Origin of the sequence: Hymenobacter psychrotolerans DSM 18569, assembly GCF_900142395.1 — a bacterium.
GTDB classification, from domain to species: domain Bacteria; phylum Bacteroidota; class Bacteroidia; order Cytophagales; family Hymenobacteraceae; genus Hymenobacter; species Hymenobacter psychrotolerans.
Genome location: NZ_FRAS01000034.1, coordinates 18,610 through 32,345, shown reverse-complemented (window position 1 = coordinate 32,345; position 13,736 = coordinate 18,610). Strand labels below are relative to the sequence as shown.

The 13,736-nt window shown below is 58.2% G+C and carries 16 protein-coding genes; 6 read left to right on the top strand and 10 right to left on the bottom strand.

Going from position 1 to position 13,736, the window contains the following annotated elements; translation table 11 throughout:
• From arsB to BUE15_RS19595, 3 genes are all read left to right on the top strand, one after another.
• The coding region (gene arsB / locus BUE15_RS19605) for an ACR3 family arsenite efflux transporter (protein WP_073288719.1) at positions 1-883 on the top strand (883 nt) is incomplete at its 5' end.
• A 27-nt stretch (positions 884-910) separates the two neighbouring features.
• Positions 911-1,342, top strand: coding sequence for an arsenate reductase ArsC (locus tag BUE15_RS19600; RefSeq protein ID WP_073288717.1), 432 nt, complete (start codon positions 911-913; stop codon positions 1,340-1,342).
• 4 nt (positions 1,343-1,346) lie between these two features.
• Positions 1,347-2,471 (top strand): ArsO family NAD(P)H-dependent flavin-containing monooxygenase, encoded by a 1,125-nt coding sequence (locus tag BUE15_RS19595; RefSeq protein WP_073288712.1) that lies wholly within the window; start codon positions 1,347-1,349, stop codon positions 2,469-2,471.
• On the opposite strand, the gene BUE15_RS19590 is transcribed toward BUE15_RS19595, so the two are convergent.
• The 9 genes from BUE15_RS19590 to BUE15_RS19550 form a co-directional block, all read right to left on the bottom strand.
• Positions 2,439-2,699: an ArsR/SmtB family transcription factor gene (locus BUE15_RS19590; protein WP_317614844.1), complete on the bottom strand. Its 261-nt coding sequence runs from the start codon at positions 2,697-2,699 to the stop codon at positions 2,439-2,441. The two genes, BUE15_RS19595 and BUE15_RS19590, sit on opposite strands and share 33 nt — an antisense overlap.
• 110 nt (positions 2,700-2,809) lie before the next feature.
• The gene (locus BUE15_RS19585) at positions 2,810-3,652 is read right to left on the bottom strand and encodes a GNAT family N-acetyltransferase (RefSeq protein ID WP_073288704.1); all 843 of its coding nucleotides are present in this window, start codon (positions 3,650-3,652) and stop codon (positions 2,810-2,812) included.
• 17 nt (positions 3,653-3,669) lie between these two features.
• A complete protein-coding gene (locus BUE15_RS21805; protein WP_073288702.1) occupies positions 3,670-3,867 on the bottom strand; it encodes a hypothetical protein in 198 nt (65 codons plus the stop codon).
• Positions 3,854-4,216, bottom strand: coding sequence for a hypothetical protein (locus BUE15_RS19575; protein WP_073288700.1), 363 nt, complete (start codon positions 4,214-4,216; stop codon positions 3,854-3,856). Before BUE15_RS19575 ends, BUE15_RS21805 begins: the two co-directional genes overlap by 14 nt.
• 38 nt (positions 4,217-4,254) lie before the next feature.
• The gene (locus tag BUE15_RS19570) at positions 4,255-5,589 is read right to left on the bottom strand and encodes a Fic/DOC family protein (RefSeq protein WP_073288698.1); all 1,335 of its coding nucleotides are present in this window, start codon (positions 5,587-5,589) and stop codon (positions 4,255-4,257) included.
• A gap of 103 nt (positions 5,590-5,692) precedes the next feature.
• Positions 5,693-5,950: a hypothetical protein gene (locus BUE15_RS19565; protein ID WP_073288696.1), complete on the bottom strand. Its 258-nt coding sequence runs from the start codon at positions 5,948-5,950 to the stop codon at positions 5,693-5,695.
• A gap of 76 nt (positions 5,951-6,026) precedes the next feature.
• Entirely contained in the window at positions 6,027-8,165 is a 2,139-nt protein-coding gene (locus BUE15_RS19560; RefSeq protein WP_170865323.1) for a type IV secretory system conjugative DNA transfer family protein, read from the bottom strand.
• 39 nt (positions 8,166-8,204) lie between these two features.
• Positions 8,205-9,236 carry a DUF5712 family protein gene (locus BUE15_RS19555; protein ID WP_073288693.1) on the bottom strand — a complete coding sequence of 344 codons (1,032 nt, stop codon included), beginning with the start codon at positions 9,234-9,236 and terminating at the stop codon, positions 8,205-8,207.
• Between the two features lie 4 nt (positions 9,237-9,240).
• Complete coding sequence (locus BUE15_RS19550) at positions 9,241-9,729, bottom strand: hypothetical protein (protein WP_139252446.1); 489 nt, start codon at positions 9,727-9,729, stop codon at positions 9,241-9,243.
• Positions 9,730-10,412: 683 nt separating this feature from the next.
• Here BUE15_RS19550 and BUE15_RS19545 point away from each other — a divergent pair.
• From BUE15_RS19545 to BUE15_RS21795, 3 genes are all read left to right on the top strand, one after another.
• On the top strand, positions 10,413-11,141 hold the full coding sequence (locus BUE15_RS19545) for a ParA family protein (RefSeq protein WP_073288689.1): 729 nt from the start codon (positions 10,413-10,415) through the stop codon (positions 11,139-11,141).
• Positions 11,141-11,632 (top strand): hypothetical protein, encoded by a 492-nt coding sequence (locus BUE15_RS21800; RefSeq protein ID WP_139252445.1) that lies wholly within the window; start codon positions 11,141-11,143, stop codon positions 11,630-11,632. The genes BUE15_RS19545 and BUE15_RS21800 overlap by 1 nt, the downstream gene beginning before the upstream one ends.
• Positions 11,633-11,698: 66 nt before the next feature.
• Positions 11,699-13,489: a hypothetical protein gene (locus BUE15_RS21795; protein WP_139252444.1), complete on the top strand. Its 1,791-nt coding sequence runs from the start codon at positions 11,699-11,701 to the stop codon at positions 13,487-13,489.
• 65 nt (positions 13,490-13,554) lie between these two features.
• Here the strand turns inward: BUE15_RS21795 and BUE15_RS22115 are convergent, their stop codons facing one another.
• Positions 13,555-13,713, bottom strand: coding sequence for a hypothetical protein (locus BUE15_RS22115; protein WP_170865322.1), 159 nt, complete (start codon positions 13,711-13,713; stop codon positions 13,555-13,557).
• Positions 13,714-13,736 lie beyond the last annotated feature (23 nt).

Sequence of the window (13,736 nt, the reverse complement as noted above, 5' to 3'; positions counted from 1 at the left end):
CCCGCCGCTGGCCAAGGTGAAGTATGAGGAGTTGCCCAAGGTTTTTAAGAACACGCGCATCATCGGGCTGTCCCTGTTTTTAAACTGGATACTCGGGCCGCTGCTCATGTTCTTCCTAGCCATCTGGCTCTTGCCCGACAAGCCCGAATACATGATGGGCCTGATTCTCATTGGCATTGCCCGCTGCATCGCCATGGTATTGGTCTGGAACGACCTGGCCGACGGCTCCCGCGAATACGCGGCCGGGCTGGTGGCGCTGAATTCTATCTTTCAGGTGCTGTTCTACTCGGTGCTGGCCTGGTTGTTTATCTCCGTGCTGCCGCCCTACTTTGGGCTGAAGGGCTACGAGGTAAACATCGGGATTTGGGACATTGCGCAAAGCGTGCTCATTTACCTGGGCATCCCGTTTGCGGCGGGTTTTCTCTCGCGCACCATTCTGCGCCGGCTGAAAGGCAACGAGTGGTACGAGAAGGTGTACATCCCGGCCATTAGCCCCATCACCCTGATTGCGCTGCTGCTCACCATCGTAGTGATGTTCAGCTTGAAGGGCGAAACCATCGTGCAGGTGCCGCTGGACGTGCTGCGCATCGCGCTGCCGCTGGCCCTATACTTCGGCATCATGTTCGTGCTCAGCTTCGCGGCGGGCAAGTGGCTGGGGGCGGATTACGCCGAGAATGCCTCCATTGCCTTCACGGCCACGGGCAACAACTTCGAGCTCGCCATCGCGGTGGCCATCGGGGTGTTTGGTCTAAACTCCGGGCAGGCGTTTGCGGGCGTCATTGGGCCGCTGATTGAGGTGCCCGCCCTGATTGCGCTTGTGAACGTGGCCTTCTGGTTCCGGCGCCGCTGGTACGGCGGGAAGAGTGTGGCCACCCAAGCGTAATTCCGTTGCTTAATCCATCTCCTGACGATGTCGGACAAGAAAAATGTGCTGGTGCTGTGCACCGGCAATTCCTGCCGCAGCCAACTGCTGCACGGCTATTTGGAGCAAGCCCTTGGTGACCGGGCGACGGTGCACAGCGCTGGGGTGGAAGTGCATGGGCTCAACCCACGGGCGGTGCAAACCATGGCGGCGGACGGGGTGGACATCTCGCACCACACCAGCAACCACGTGGACGAGTACGCGGCCGTGCCGTTTGACTACGTGCTGACCGTGTGCGACCACGCCAACGAGGTGTGCCCGGTGTTTCCGTCGTCGGCCAAAAAGCTGCACCACAACTTCCCCGACCCGGCCAAAGCCAAAGGCAGCGAGGAAGAAATCAGGCAGCAGTTTGACAGCGTGCGCGACCAGGTGAAAGCCTACGCCCACGAGTTTGTGCAGCGCGAATTTGTGACCGTCTGAGCTCATGAGCCCCGTCCCCCTGCTTGCTTCCACGGACTTCAGCGCCGATGTACTCGTCATTGGTGCCGGCCAGAGCGGGCTCGCGGTGGGCTATTACCTGAGGCGGGCGGGTCTGAGCTTTCAATTACTCGATGACCAACCTGCGCCGGGCGGGGCCTGGCAGCATGGCTGGGACTCGCTGCGCCTGTTCTCGCCGGCCGATGCCAGCTCACTGCCGGGCTGGCTGATGCCGCGCCCTGTGGACCATGGCTTTCCCGTCCGGGATGCGGTCATTGACTATCTGACGCAGTACGAGCAGCGGTACGCCCTGCCGGTGCAGCGGCCAGTGCGGGTGGTCGAGGTGCAGGATTCGGGACAAGGCTTCGCCGTGCACACGACCGCCGGGACGTGGCAGGCCCGGGCGGTCGTGTGCGCAACCGGCAGCTGGAGCCACCCCTTCGTGCCGAACTATGCCGGCCAAGCAGATTTTGGTGGCGTTCAGCTGCACTCGGCCCACTACCGGGAGGCGGCTCCCTTTGCCGGGCAGCGGGTGCTGGTGGTGGGCGGCGGCAACTCCGGGGCGCAACTACTGGCCGAAGTGTCGCGGGTAGCGCAGACAACCTGGGTGACGGAAAAAGAGCCCCGCTTTCTGCCGGACGACGTGGATGGCCGGGTGCTCTTCACTCAGGCGACGCAGCGCTACCACGCGCAGGGCGGCGCAGTGCCAGCCCCGCCGCCCTCGCTCGGCGACGTGGTGATGGTGGACTCCGTGAAAGAGGCCCGCGAGCGGGGCGCGCTGAGCAGCGTGCGCCCCTTTGCGCGGTTCACCCGCACGGGCGTAGTCTGGGCCGACGGCCGGGAAGAAGCCGTGGACGCCGTGATTTGGTGCACGGGCTTCCGGCCGGCCCTTTCATTTCTGAAGGGGCTGGACGTGCTGGAGGCCGATGGCCGGGTAGCCACCACGGGTACGCACGCCACCAAGCGGCCAGGCTTGTGGTTGGTTGGGTACGGTAGCTGGACAGGGTTTGCCTCCGCTACGCTGATTGGCGTGGGCCGCTCGGCGAGGGCAACGGCCGATGAAATTCGCGCCTTCCTGTCTGGCGGCGTCACCAGTACGCTAGCCCAGTTCCCCGAGCAACCCGCCGATTAGCTCCTGGGCCCTGGCCCAACGGGCCGCATCAAGCCGATAGCAGTTGCGAGCACCTTGGCTTTCTCCACGCACGAGGCCCGCATTACTGAGTTCCTTTAGATGCTGGGAAACGGTACTTTGAGATAACGGCAGTTCCGCCACTAGCTCGCCGGCGCTGCAAGCGGTACGAGTCAGCAACAAGCGCACAATGGCCACGCGAGCAGGATGGCCGAGCGCCTTGGCTATCATAGCAAGCTCTTGTTCTGCTGGTCCAAACAGGATACTCTGGGGGGTGGGCATACTTTGGTGGATGAGAAACAGCCCTAGCCTCGCGCGACGAAAATTTGACGACGAACTGCCTAGTTTATAATGACATTAACCCAATGGTAGACGGGATGGTACCCAACGTTCACAAAAGCCTTATTGGACGCAGGGTTATTAATATCCGAGAGTAGCCCACATACATCAGACCGGTGCTGCAGTAATCCCCGCGTTACCGTCCGCAACAGTAAGGAAGCATATCCCTTATTCCGGTGTTCCGGGAGCGTATACAGGCTACCCAACAGAGGTTTATTGAAATCGTCTGTTTCTATCACCTGCAGCACACAGCAAACTCGGCCCTGGCTTTTGACCACGAATAAGCCATTGTTCTCGATGCCGTACATAACCTGACCAAACGCTTTGTCCTCGTCCCGGCTGGGCTTGTCGGGGTATTCATCGACATCAAAAGCCAACGTCATTTCGGTAAGTGCATGCACGTCTTCAAGGCTCCCGTTTTCAACCTGGGCGCTGGGTATTTCACGTTGCCCTTGTACTTCTTCACATTGGTAAACGAGCCGCTCCTTGAATATCTGCCATTGACACTCATGCTTTTGGAGCAGCTCCAGAATCAAATCGCGCTGGCCCAGAAACTGAAAGTTCGGCTTGCATTTGCCGACCTCCACTTGGGCCGCTAACAAGTCCATCATCGGCGCCGTCCAACCGAAACTGAACAGGTAATAGCTGCCGGTGACGTGCAGGGCTATGATTTGGTGGCCCTCTTCGTCCACAATGTTATAGGCATTGAAAACGCCTGCTTCCTTGCTTCGCAACCTGGGCAAGAGCTTAAACACGTGGAAGTAGGCGTAAAAGTGAGCTTCCATGTGCTCCTGGTTGTGCAGAAGGAAATCCTGGAAGCTCGCAAAGGTTAAAAGCTTGGCCATTTTGATTACGGAGTGACTTATTTCGGCATCTCCATCTGCATCCACGTGCGGCGAGTGCCACAGGCGGTGCATTCCATCAGCAATTCCGTAGCGTGAGCATACCGCTCCAGTACCTCTACGTGCGCATGCAGCGTTTCCTGCCGGCAGGTAGCGCAGGGTAGCAGTTCGGTAGCCTCCAGCTGCTCTTGCAGGAACTGTAGTTCATCGTCTTTCATGAATGGCAAGGTAGCCATTGTCGGCGGCCGGTAGTAAACCACCTCGTTTCGCCAGGTTTTCCTGGGCGGCCAAGGCCTCTTTGGCTTGGGCCAGGTTGAAAAGGTACTGCTGGGCGAGCGCAGGATTTTCCCGGTGGGCCCATGCCCTGGCCCGGCGCGCTTCATCAATCGGGCCTTCGGGCAGGCGCGGTGGCACCGGCGTGGGCCAGTGGCATGCGCCCTGCCGAAAGAACTCCTCAATAGCCGCCAGCAGCGTGAGCGTGCGCTCGGCTTGCTGCGGCCACTGGTCCAGCAACTGCTCCAGCTCCCAGCTGGCTGCCTCATACTCGGCTTCTATGTACAAATTCATGGGCTGGTCTTGAAGGTAAATGCGGCGCTAGCAATTGCTTACCGTTCTGGGCCTTCATCCTCACGCCCCGGCATTGGGGGCGCTACCGTGCGCTGCACTTCTTGCATACTTCGTCCGGCTCCCCGCAGGGTAGCGGCATCGTCAGCCAATGCCGGTATCTTCTCCGCCCTGGTTAATGCTTCGGCCACTGCCTGCAGATTAGCGCCACCCAGGTACGCGGATTTCTCCACCGCCTTTGCTGCCCGCAACAAGGAATCAGCCGGCCCGGGATAGCCCTGCTCCTCCAACCCGTCGACCAACTGTTTAGCGGCTTGCACGAACGTTGCCGTCAACGCTGTGGGTGGGTTGCTGGAAGGCAAGGCTGGGGTAGACAAAACGGTCTTCGTTTGCTCCGGGCTCAATACTGTCAGCGCGGCCCCAAAACGGGCGGCCTCGTGCTGCGAGACCGGGTCCTGAAAGCGTTTATCCCCCTTTACTTCCTGCAGCAATTGCTGCAGGCCAGCGCCGTGCTGGGCCACGCCTGCCTGGGGGTTGCGGTCGATGTCAAGCACCTGGCTCAACAGGGCGTCCGCGCGCTGGTTGCGCCGGTAGTCCACGCCTGCTACTAACTGCTGCATGGCCGGGGCCGCGGCGACTAACTCGCGCAGCTGCTCTATATGCCGCACGGCGGGTGTGGGCCCATCCGTCAGCGGGCGGGCCTGGCCGGGGTGGCGGGCTGCTTCGGCATCGGGTCCGGGCAGCGGCGTGGTGTTGCGGGCAAACAACTCGCGCAGCGCCTGCAAGTCCCGGTCTTTGTGCCCGGCCCCGTGCAGGCCCACGATGCCTTGGTCCCGGGCGGGGTTGAGCTTTTCGTGCTCCTGGTTGAAGTCGACCTGATAACCGGCTTGATAGGCTATTTCGGCAAAGGTAGCCTGCAGGGTGCGGCCGTTGCCCTCGCGGAAGGCGTGCACGTGGTTGTAGTGGTCGAAGTAATAGGCGGCCCGCTCGGCGAAGGCCTCGGGCGTGGGCAAACCCTTGAGGTTGTTTTCCTGCTTAAGCTGCTCGCCCACCGCATTCAGCCGCTCGTCGATGCGCTCGAAGGGCGCAAAGTGCATGGGGCGCTCCATGCCGGGCAGGTCGGCGGCCTTGACGCCCTGAAACCCGGCTTCCCGGCGAGTTTGGCCAGCCCACTCGAACGTATCCTGAAACAGGTGGTGATGCACGGCCCGCAGCCGCTGGGCATCAAAGGTGTCGCCCTGGGGGCCATACCCGGCGGCCAGCTCCTGCAGCCGACGCAGCGACGCATCCTTGGTGGCCTGCTCCAGCTCCTGCGCATCGGTGATGCCAAGCTTGTTGTAGAAGACGCCGGTGTGGGGGTCGGTAAAATTATCCATCAAGGGTAAATACGAGCGCCACGCATCTCGCTGGAATCGGACCAAAAAATTAGCCCGACCTCAGGCCGGGCTAATGCAACTAAATACCTGAAAAGAAGCTGGATTAGGCCACGTGCGCCAAGGCGTGCTCGAAGTTGTGCGCCTGCACCTGGCGCAGGTGCTCGTCGTGGCGGGCGCCCATGGTGGCCAAGTCAATCTGGCCGGCCACGTACTGCGCGTGCAGCTCGGCCAGCCATTCGGGCTCCTGGTAGGCGCCCTGGCTGCGGGTGATGCCCAGCGACTGGTTTACGATAAACTGCCGCTGCTCGCGGGTTTGTTCGCGGGGACCAAACTGCGGGGTGTGAGAAGCTTGCGTGTTCATAAAAGACAGTACGTAAACGGCGAATGAGAGTACAAATTAAACAAAAAACCCGGCATTATGGTGCCCGGGGCAGCTCTTAAAGCATGGGCTCATTGTCGGGCATCTGACCCGGTTTGAGCGTGTTGGCATATTGCCCCACGATGCCGGCCACGTCTTCCCGAATGAGCTCAAAATTGGCTTGTATTACGGCTTGTAGCGCATTAACCGGGCCTGTCATCGGGCTGCTACCAGCTTGGCGAGCTGCGCGCCGCTGACTAAGCCAATCCTGCGGCGGCCCCTCCCCTGCCGGGGCCTCGGCCAGCACCGGCGACGGGCCGCCCTCGAAGGTGGCCAGCGGGTGCAGCGGGTACGAGCCGGGCGCCGCCTGGCGCTCCACCTTGCCCTGGAAAAAGGGCTGTTCGGTTTCCACAGTCTGCCCGATGAACTCGCCGGTTTCGAGCGTGATGGTATCCTGCAGGCGCACCAGGTTGCGCTCCTGCCAGCTCACGCTCTGGCTGGCGTTGCTGCCGGCGCCCCGGTTGCCGCCGCTCTGGCTGCGGCCCAGGCTGGCCGATACCATCTCGCGGTCTTCCTTGCCCACCAGCTCCGAGACGAACTTGGCCGTTTCCAGCGAGTTGACCTTGCCGAAAAATTGGTTGTTGAGGTTGCTCACCATCACCTGCATCTTGTCGCGGCCGTAGGCGTCAATCATCTGGCTCAAATCCTGGGTCATGTAAATCATGGCCACCTTGTTACTGCGAGCCGTGGCTGGTATCACCTCCAGGTTGGGCACGTAGATGGTCGCCGCCTCGTCGAGGAACACGTAGCTCGGGTGCTTGTGCTGCTGATTCATGAGCTTCAGCGCCACGGCCACGATGCAGCTGATGACCGGCGAGAAAGTTTCTTTCAGCGTAGGGTCGTTGCCCACCACCAGCACCTTGGGAGCCTTCTTGTCATTCAGCTCCAGGCTGAACCCCTCCCCTCTCGCCTCGTCGGGCGTGAGCACCCAGGCTATTTCCGGGGAGTTGATGCGCGTGAGCACAATCTGCAGCGAGGCAATGACGCCGGCCACCTGCTTCTCGGCCCGCTGCTTGACGGCCGTGGTGATGGAGCGCACCATGTCCCCGCACTCCGGGTCGGTGTCGAGCATGCTCAGCACGTGGGTAAAGTCCGGGTATAGGGCCGTGTTCACTACGTGGGGCAGGGTGCAGAACGTGGGGAAGTTCTTCTTGTAAAACCAGATGATAGCCGTCAGAAAAGCATTGGCGCTGGTGTCGAAGAAGTCCATCTTTTTGATGCTCTCCGGGTTCAGGTTGGCCATGATGGCGCGGGCGTACTCGTTGGCATAGGCCACCACCGGCATCTTGTCGGCCCGCAGCGGGTTTACCCGCTCGCTGCGCTCCAGGTCTTTAAAGTTGATGATGTGCAGCTGCACTGCAGCTCGCTCCTCCCCTGCCGCCGCGGCTTTGGCGTCGGCCAGCACAAAGGCTTTCTGTGCGGCTTCGGCCAGCACCGGAAACTTAAAGTCGTAGATGAGGCCGGCAAACCCCTTCTCAGTGAACTGCTCAATCAGGGGCTCGCCAATCGAGTACGACTTGCCGGCCCCGGCGCCGCCCAGGACGAGCGTACCCCGGAAAGGATTGGGAATGTTAATCCAGCCCCCATCCGTCGTGGCCAGGCTAAAGCCGTGCTCAGAAGCCTGCTGCCGGCGCTCGGTGCGCAGCCCAAACCGCTCCGTTTTATGCAGGGCTCGCGCTATGCCAGCAGCCAAGCCAGCGCCCAAAGCCAGCAAGGCTGCCGTGGGGTACAGCCAGGCCACTGTGCCGGCCGAAAACGTGGCTATGGGCAGCAGCAGGGCCCCACTTAGCAGGACCAAAGCCGCAGCTCCCAGCTGGATGCGCCGCAGCTCCAGCTGCGTGGGCTGCCGGCGCTGCTGCCCGGGCCGAGCGGGTGGGGCTTTGAGCAGCACGGCCAGCAGGCCTGCTCCTAAGAGAATACCGGCCCGAATGAGCAGGCCAAAGCGCTGGTAAAACGTGGCCATGCCCCGGAGCAGGCGGGAGGTAATAGAAGCGCCCAATCCGGATTGCGGGGCAGCCGGGGTTACCGCCTCGGCAAAAAACAAGGGGTGGGACAGCAGGTAATACTCGCCGCCGACTAGCAACATCAGCAGAAAGGCAAGGGCGATATACAGACCGGTCAGGCGGTGGCCACTCGGCTGCCGGGGGGCACTCATCATGCTCATAGAAGGGTTGGTTTAATTGTACACGGTTTAGAATTAGAGCTCGGCTTCCCACTGCTGACGCCCACGTCGGGGCTGCTCCCCAATGTCCTGGGTGGCCACGCGCTCAGGCCCGGCGGTGGCGCGTAGCGTCTGCTGCAGGCTATGCAGGGCCTGTCGTACCTGGTGCCCGGTATTCGGGCTAGCCGGCTCCTCGCGGCCCGTGGCCAGTAGGTGATAGGCGTTGTCAAGGGGCTGCCCCTGTCGGGCGCGGCCTTCCAGCCGTCGCAGCCGGTCGTAGAAAATGGGGTCATAGCCCCTCCCCTGCGCAATGCGCTGCACCCGCTCCGCATCCAGGCGCTGGCTCGGTTCGGCCTGCCGGTTCAATTGGTCGACGCGCTGCGCTATCCGTGCGTTACGTTTCGGGTCGGGCGCGGAAATGGCAGGGGCCTTTCGCTGTTTGGGAATGGGCCCCTGATACTGAAATTGCCGCTCAAATACCTGCCGAGACTCCTCCTGCCAGTCACGCAGACTGAACCGGCTGACGCGCCCTCCGGGGTTGAGTGTGACGCGCTGGGCCCTGTCGCGAGCTGAAACCACCACGTGGATGTGGGCTTGCAGGCCAGGACGCGGCTGCCCCGTCTTAGCCTCTCCCTCCTTCACCGCCGGGTCCGTGCCACGGTGGCTGCGCTCGTGGTGAATGATGGCACCCCATACCAGGTCATCTTTCCCCACTGCCCCACCGTCTTTCAGGCGGAAGCCCGCCGCGTAGGCCGCCATAACTTCCCGGGTAAAGGCCCGCAGCTTCGCCTCGTCACCGCCCCCGATGTGCGCCAGCTCTTCCGGGCTGGGACTAAGCACCAGGGAGTAAAACTTGGCTTCGTTAGCCCTTAGCCCTTTCACGTTGTGGTCCAGAGCCGCCAGCACCGAATCGCGGTCCAGCGCGTCACGCTGGCCATCAAAAAAGCGGGCTTCGCGGCCATCCTTCCGGGCCTCGTGGGTCAGGTAATTCAAGGCTTGCGCCGCGCTGCCTTGGTTATTATAGGCATTCTTGCCATTGCTTTTTGGCTTAATTAGCTTCGCGTGCATGGCATTAATTCCCGCCTTTGCGTCCTTTATTCAGCGCCTTTATATCCAAAGCAGCCAGGCCGGCAGCCGTAGCTTCAGCAATGCGCTCCTGGTTTTTCCGCTGAATCTTATGCAACGCTTCCCCACCTTCCGGAGCTAATAAATTCTCCACCACCCGGAGAGTTTGCTCCTGCACAGCCTGCTGACGGAGCTGGGAACGCACCATTTCCAGCAGCAAGCCCCGCTCTTGCTCCTGCAGGTAAGAAAATACCCGGTCGCCCAGCCGCTTCACCTCCGCCATAATAAGCTGCCCTTCCCGGGCCTGCGCTTCCACGGGGTTCAAGCTCCTCTCGGCGAAGTAGCGAATGGCCGCGTCGGCGTATTCCGTGCGGGTCAAACCCAGTCGGGCTGACTCCGCTCCTACCAACCGGTGCGCCGGGCCGCTGACCGTGACGTGCTTCACCGCCGGGCCGCTGGACACTTGCGGTGAGGATTGCTGTTCGTGGTCGTGCATACTGTTTTTAATTCTTACTGACTGGTTTTTAGTGCTATATCTCCCAAGATTAACATTTATTAACTCTGTTGATAAATAACTACCCTTTAATCAGCGCGTTAGCGCAATTAAAGGGTAGTCTTCTTGCTAACTACCCTAATAGGGCATTAGCAAGCCGGTGGCAGGCATTTTACATAGGTGCTGTCCGCCTTGCGACCCAGGGAAGCTGTCACCTTTGGTTCACGTGAGTTTGTAGGGTAATCCCTTAGCTCTACTGCCCATGACCAATTCTTTCTGGTCTGCTGGGCAGCTAAACCCGGCTCAGTGCTTCCTGGAGGCAATTGGACAGTCGCAGAAAGCATATTTTATTTCTTAAGAAACAAGTAAATCAGGAAAGCTAGTAATCCTGCATCCTGGGGACATTACGCCCCGTATGGCACTTTGTTTCTCAGTATTTTAGGAAATAAGTTTCTTAAGAGCTTTTGATTAATGTTTACTGAGAAGTTTGTAAACTATATTTTTTGGCAATTTGAAAATAAGGAATCAAGGAAATAAAGAATTTTGTTTACTTGTCAATTTGTAATTTTATTTTCTAGGAAACAAAAAAACAAGTTTACAAGTAACTTTGAAAATTGAGAAACAAGCTGCTTTATTTGCAACTTGCTTATGCCCGCTGCGGCTTTACCCGTTAGTTCCCCTGCTTTATGAAAATCATCTGCGTTGCCAACCAGAAGGGCGGCATTGGTAAGAGTACCCTCATCACCGTGTTGGCCGGCGCGCTCTCGGCCGACTATGGCTACCGGGTGCTAGTGGTCGATGCCGACTCCCAGCAAACCCTGGCCGGGGTGCGCCTCACCAACGACCAGCCCAGCGTGGAGCAGGAGCGCCTCGCCGGTACGCTCTCGGAGCCCGCTTTCCCCTACACGCTGGAATCCGTGGGCATGGGCCAGGTATATGACCGACTCGACGAGGTCGGCGACGACTACGACGTGGTTTTCATCGACGTGCCCGGCCGCTCGGACGACACGGCCATGATTGACGTGCTCAGCGGCGCCAACGTGGTACTCGTGCCCGTGGGTGCCTCCGACGCCGAGCGTCTGGCCACCATCTCCTTCATGCAGCTGCTGCAGGAAATCTCCCGGCTCTCGCGGGAGCAGGGACTGGACTTCCAGTTCTTCGGCGTGCACTCGCACCGCACCAACCTGAAAGAGGAAAAGGACATGGACGAGTTCACCGATGCGCTGGGTCTGCCGCGCCTGCAGGCCTCGTTGCGTCAACTCGGTTGCTACAAGCGCTTGTCCACCCGCTACAGCTACCTCAACCCGGCCTATCGTCGGGCGGTGGGGGCAGATGCATCCGTGGAAGCCGAAGTCCGCGCCCTGTGCGACGAACTGATTGCCCGTGCCCAACTCACTTCTGAACTCGTATCGTAATGGCCAAGATTCAACGCCTGAAAATCTCCACGGACGAGAAGATGTCCATGCTGCGTGGTCAGCCTGGCCACATGCCGGCCGCACCCGCGGCCGCAGAGTCCGCGCCACTTGCTGCAGTTCCTGAGCCCATACCGGTAAATGCACCAGAACCTGTAGCTGTCACCCCACCCGTTGCTGTGGCTTCAGCTCCAGTGCCTGTAGTACCCGCTTTAGCACCAGTGGTGATAGCCAAGCCAACGGCAGCAACTCCTGCACCGTCCCCAAAGCGGGGGAGAGGGCGCCCGCCTAAAGCCGAGCCGACTGCTGCTGAAGCGGCACCTTCAGGCCTTCAGCCGTCACTTATTCGCCTGGAAGGAGAAACGCAGCGGGCAGCGCTGGCTTATATCCATGAAGAACTCATGCTGCATAGCCGCCGGGTGTACCTTAAAGAACTGGTGGATGAAGCGGTCAATTACTATTTGCAGCACGGTCCGCCAGCTAAGGGGAAATAGGGTAAGGGCTATTAAACAGCTTTGAAGGATAAGATTTTCTCTTTCAAGAATTCTTTTTGATTTGATATGGAGTGCTCCCAGGAGTGGTTTGAAATGGCAGATTTACGCCGTAGGAGCCTATTGACAAAAGTGTGGGTTCCGTTAGCGGCTGCCCAAGAGCTACATCGGGAAGGAGAACACTATCATGTCGGTTTCAAAGAAGAATACTTTGGCTGTGAAACTGTTGCTGTTTCGTTAGAAAGCAAAGCAGAGGCCTTGCAATTAGACTGGTCTTATCTAAATGATAATGGCCAGGAACCTCGATGCACCGATGGGGATTACACTCCAGCTGACGTACAAGATGGATGGGGAGACGAGCCTATTGGCACTAGGTTGGTATTAAGGCAAGCGATGACGCCTCCTGAAATTGATGAATGGCATCTACATCAAGACTTAGTTATAGCGTTGGGGTTAAAGCGCGAAGGGGATGTATGGGTATGTCCAAGAGAAGCGTATTTCGAAGTGGCATCACTAAAGCGTAGAGCAAATGGCGAACCCACTTTGCTTGTAATTCATGCTGAACATCTACGTGATTATTTAAGAGCAAGAGGCATGGGCTTGCTTTCAAGCACTTATTCATCCCGAGAATCTGTAACCCCAGATGCCAATTACCTTGACTGGCCTAGCGACTATGTTGTAGAGGAAACCACTGAGCAGAAGTGGACAGGAGATATCCGAACCATTCACGAGAGTGGTTCACCATTTGGACAAGACATCGCTGTCATGCATGTGGGCCGCACAGATATCGATAAAGGTGAAGATGTGCCAAATTTCGGGTTGCCCAGGGATGGCCAAGTAGCTGTTTCTTCCGGAATGATGAAAGCTGGAAGTGGCCGGCTTGTAATGTTAGTGCGAGGTGAGCTTTGGCGTACTGAATGGCTTGACCCTGCAGCATTGAGTGCCCGAGTTAGAAGGGATGCGACTCCGGGCACTGCCTTCTTTATAACGGATACAGGTGGCACTCAAGAGACAAAATCTACACTCACCGGTGAGTCTCGTTGGTTATGGTTTCGACCAAACATTATAAATGAACTAGCCAGCCGTCGAGGAGCGACATATGGATGGGATACTCGTGAAACAGGATGGATTAGTGTAATACCAGGTAGAAAGTTGCGTTTTGGCCTTAATAGTGTTGGGCTTGTCAATGTGTATGCAAAGGATATTGCTCATTTGCCTGATTGGCAGCAAAAGGTTTGGGCTGGCTACAGCAATAGCCCAGACGGTGGAGTCTCAAATGAGTTCTTAGCCGCACAGATGGAAGCTAGGCCGGCTAACACCGAAGCCCCTGAAGAGCGCTTGTCTAATTCACTGGCTAATTTGAGAAAGGTCACCGAGCAAAGTCTAGGTTTCAGTATAATTCGCACTCACACCGACTACGACGCCATTTTATCGAAAACGCATCGTTTTCGGGCTACAGACTATACGAGTCTATTGGCCTTAGCTAAGGACGTCGCCCGGCTTACAGCTGATAGTTTAGATGTTGGGGCAATACAAAAGCTGCTTCCGCCTATACAAAAGGGAGAAAAACCGCCCGGGTCACTTAAGTCATTGGAGAAACTACTTGCAACCAAGCTAGACCCTACTGATGCGCGTAACTTACTAACTCCTCTAGTGGGAACATATGAGCTACGTTTAGGAGACGCACATTTAGCTAGCAGTAAAATTCAAGATGCGTGGGCATTGGTAGGCATAGACAACAAGCTCCCATTCGTATGGCAAGGTGAACAGTTGCTTGCGGCTTGTGCCTCAAGCATTGAGCAAATCACAGACGCATTTAGCACCTTATTCAACGTTACAACTAATAATAAGGAACTATAGCGCTCTGCATGCACTGAATAAGAACTTGTTAAAAAAATAGCATTGCAGTAAAACACTGCCAATAGTTAGCCTTTGTTCTGTACTTCAGCGATTACCACAGCAACTACTTTATCTATTGGCTCATCAAGTAGCTCTGCTACCCGTAGCAATTCGGCAATAGTTAGCGTCGATGGGTCGGCCTCCCGCTGCTTGATGGTGCGGTAGGTCATGCGAAGATGCTCCATTAACTCCCGCTCGGTAAACGTGA

What these genes read in the sequence shown, in the direction of transcription:
- BUE15_RS19600 (WP_073288717.1), top strand. Translation starts at nt 911, where the DNA reads ATGTCGGACAAGAAAAATGTGCTGGTGCTGTGCACCGGCAATTCCTGC.
- BUE15_RS19585 (WP_073288704.1), bottom strand. Translation starts at nt 3,652, where the DNA reads ATGGCCAAGCTTTTAACCTTTGCGAGCTTCCAGGATTTCCTTCTGCAC.
- BUE15_RS19575 (WP_073288700.1), bottom strand. Translation starts at nt 4,216, where the DNA reads ATGAATTTGTACATAGAAGCCGAGTATGAGGCAGCCAGCTGGGAGCTG.
- BUE15_RS19545 (WP_073288689.1), top strand. Translation starts at nt 10,413, where the DNA reads ATGAAAATCATCTGCGTTGCCAACCAGAAGGGCGGCATTGGTAAGAGT.
- BUE15_RS22115 (WP_170865322.1), bottom strand. Translation starts at nt 13,713, where the DNA reads ATGGAGCATCTTCGCATGACCTACCGCACCATCAAGCAGCGGGAGGCC.
- BUE15_RS19595 (WP_073288712.1), top strand. Translation starts at nt 1,347, where the DNA reads ATGAGCCCCGTCCCCCTGCTTGCTTCCACGGACTTCAGCGCCGATGTA.
- BUE15_RS21805 (WP_073288702.1), bottom strand. Translation starts at nt 3,867, where the DNA reads ATGAAAGACGATGAACTACAGTTCCTGCAAGAGCAGCTGGAGGCTACC.
- BUE15_RS19570 (WP_073288698.1), bottom strand. Translation starts at nt 5,589, where the DNA reads ATGGATAATTTTACCGACCCCCACACCGGCGTCTTCTACAACAAGCTT.
- BUE15_RS19565 (WP_073288696.1), bottom strand. Translation starts at nt 5,950, where the DNA reads ATGAACACGCAAGCTTCTCACACCCCGCAGTTTGGTCCCCGCGAACAA.
- BUE15_RS19560 (WP_170865323.1), bottom strand. Translation starts at nt 8,165, where the DNA reads ATGATGAGTGCCCCCCGGCAGCCGAGTGGCCACCGCCTGACCGGTCTG.
- BUE15_RS21795 (WP_139252444.1), top strand. Translation starts at nt 11,699, where the DNA reads ATGGAGTGCTCCCAGGAGTGGTTTGAAATGGCAGATTTACGCCGTAGG.
- BUE15_RS19555 (WP_073288693.1), bottom strand. Translation starts at nt 9,236, where the DNA reads ATGCACGCGAAGCTAATTAAGCCAAAAAGCAATGGCAAGAATGCCTAT.
- BUE15_RS21800 (WP_139252445.1), top strand. Translation starts at nt 11,141, where the DNA reads ATGGCCAAGATTCAACGCCTGAAAATCTCCACGGACGAGAAGATGTCC.
- BUE15_RS19550 (WP_139252446.1), bottom strand. Translation starts at nt 9,729, where the DNA reads ATGCACGACCACGAACAGCAATCCTCACCGCAAGTGTCCAGCGGCCCG.
- BUE15_RS19590 (WP_317614844.1), bottom strand. Translation starts at nt 2,699, where the DNA reads ATGATAGCCAAGGCGCTCGGCCATCCTGCTCGCGTGGCCATTGTGCGC.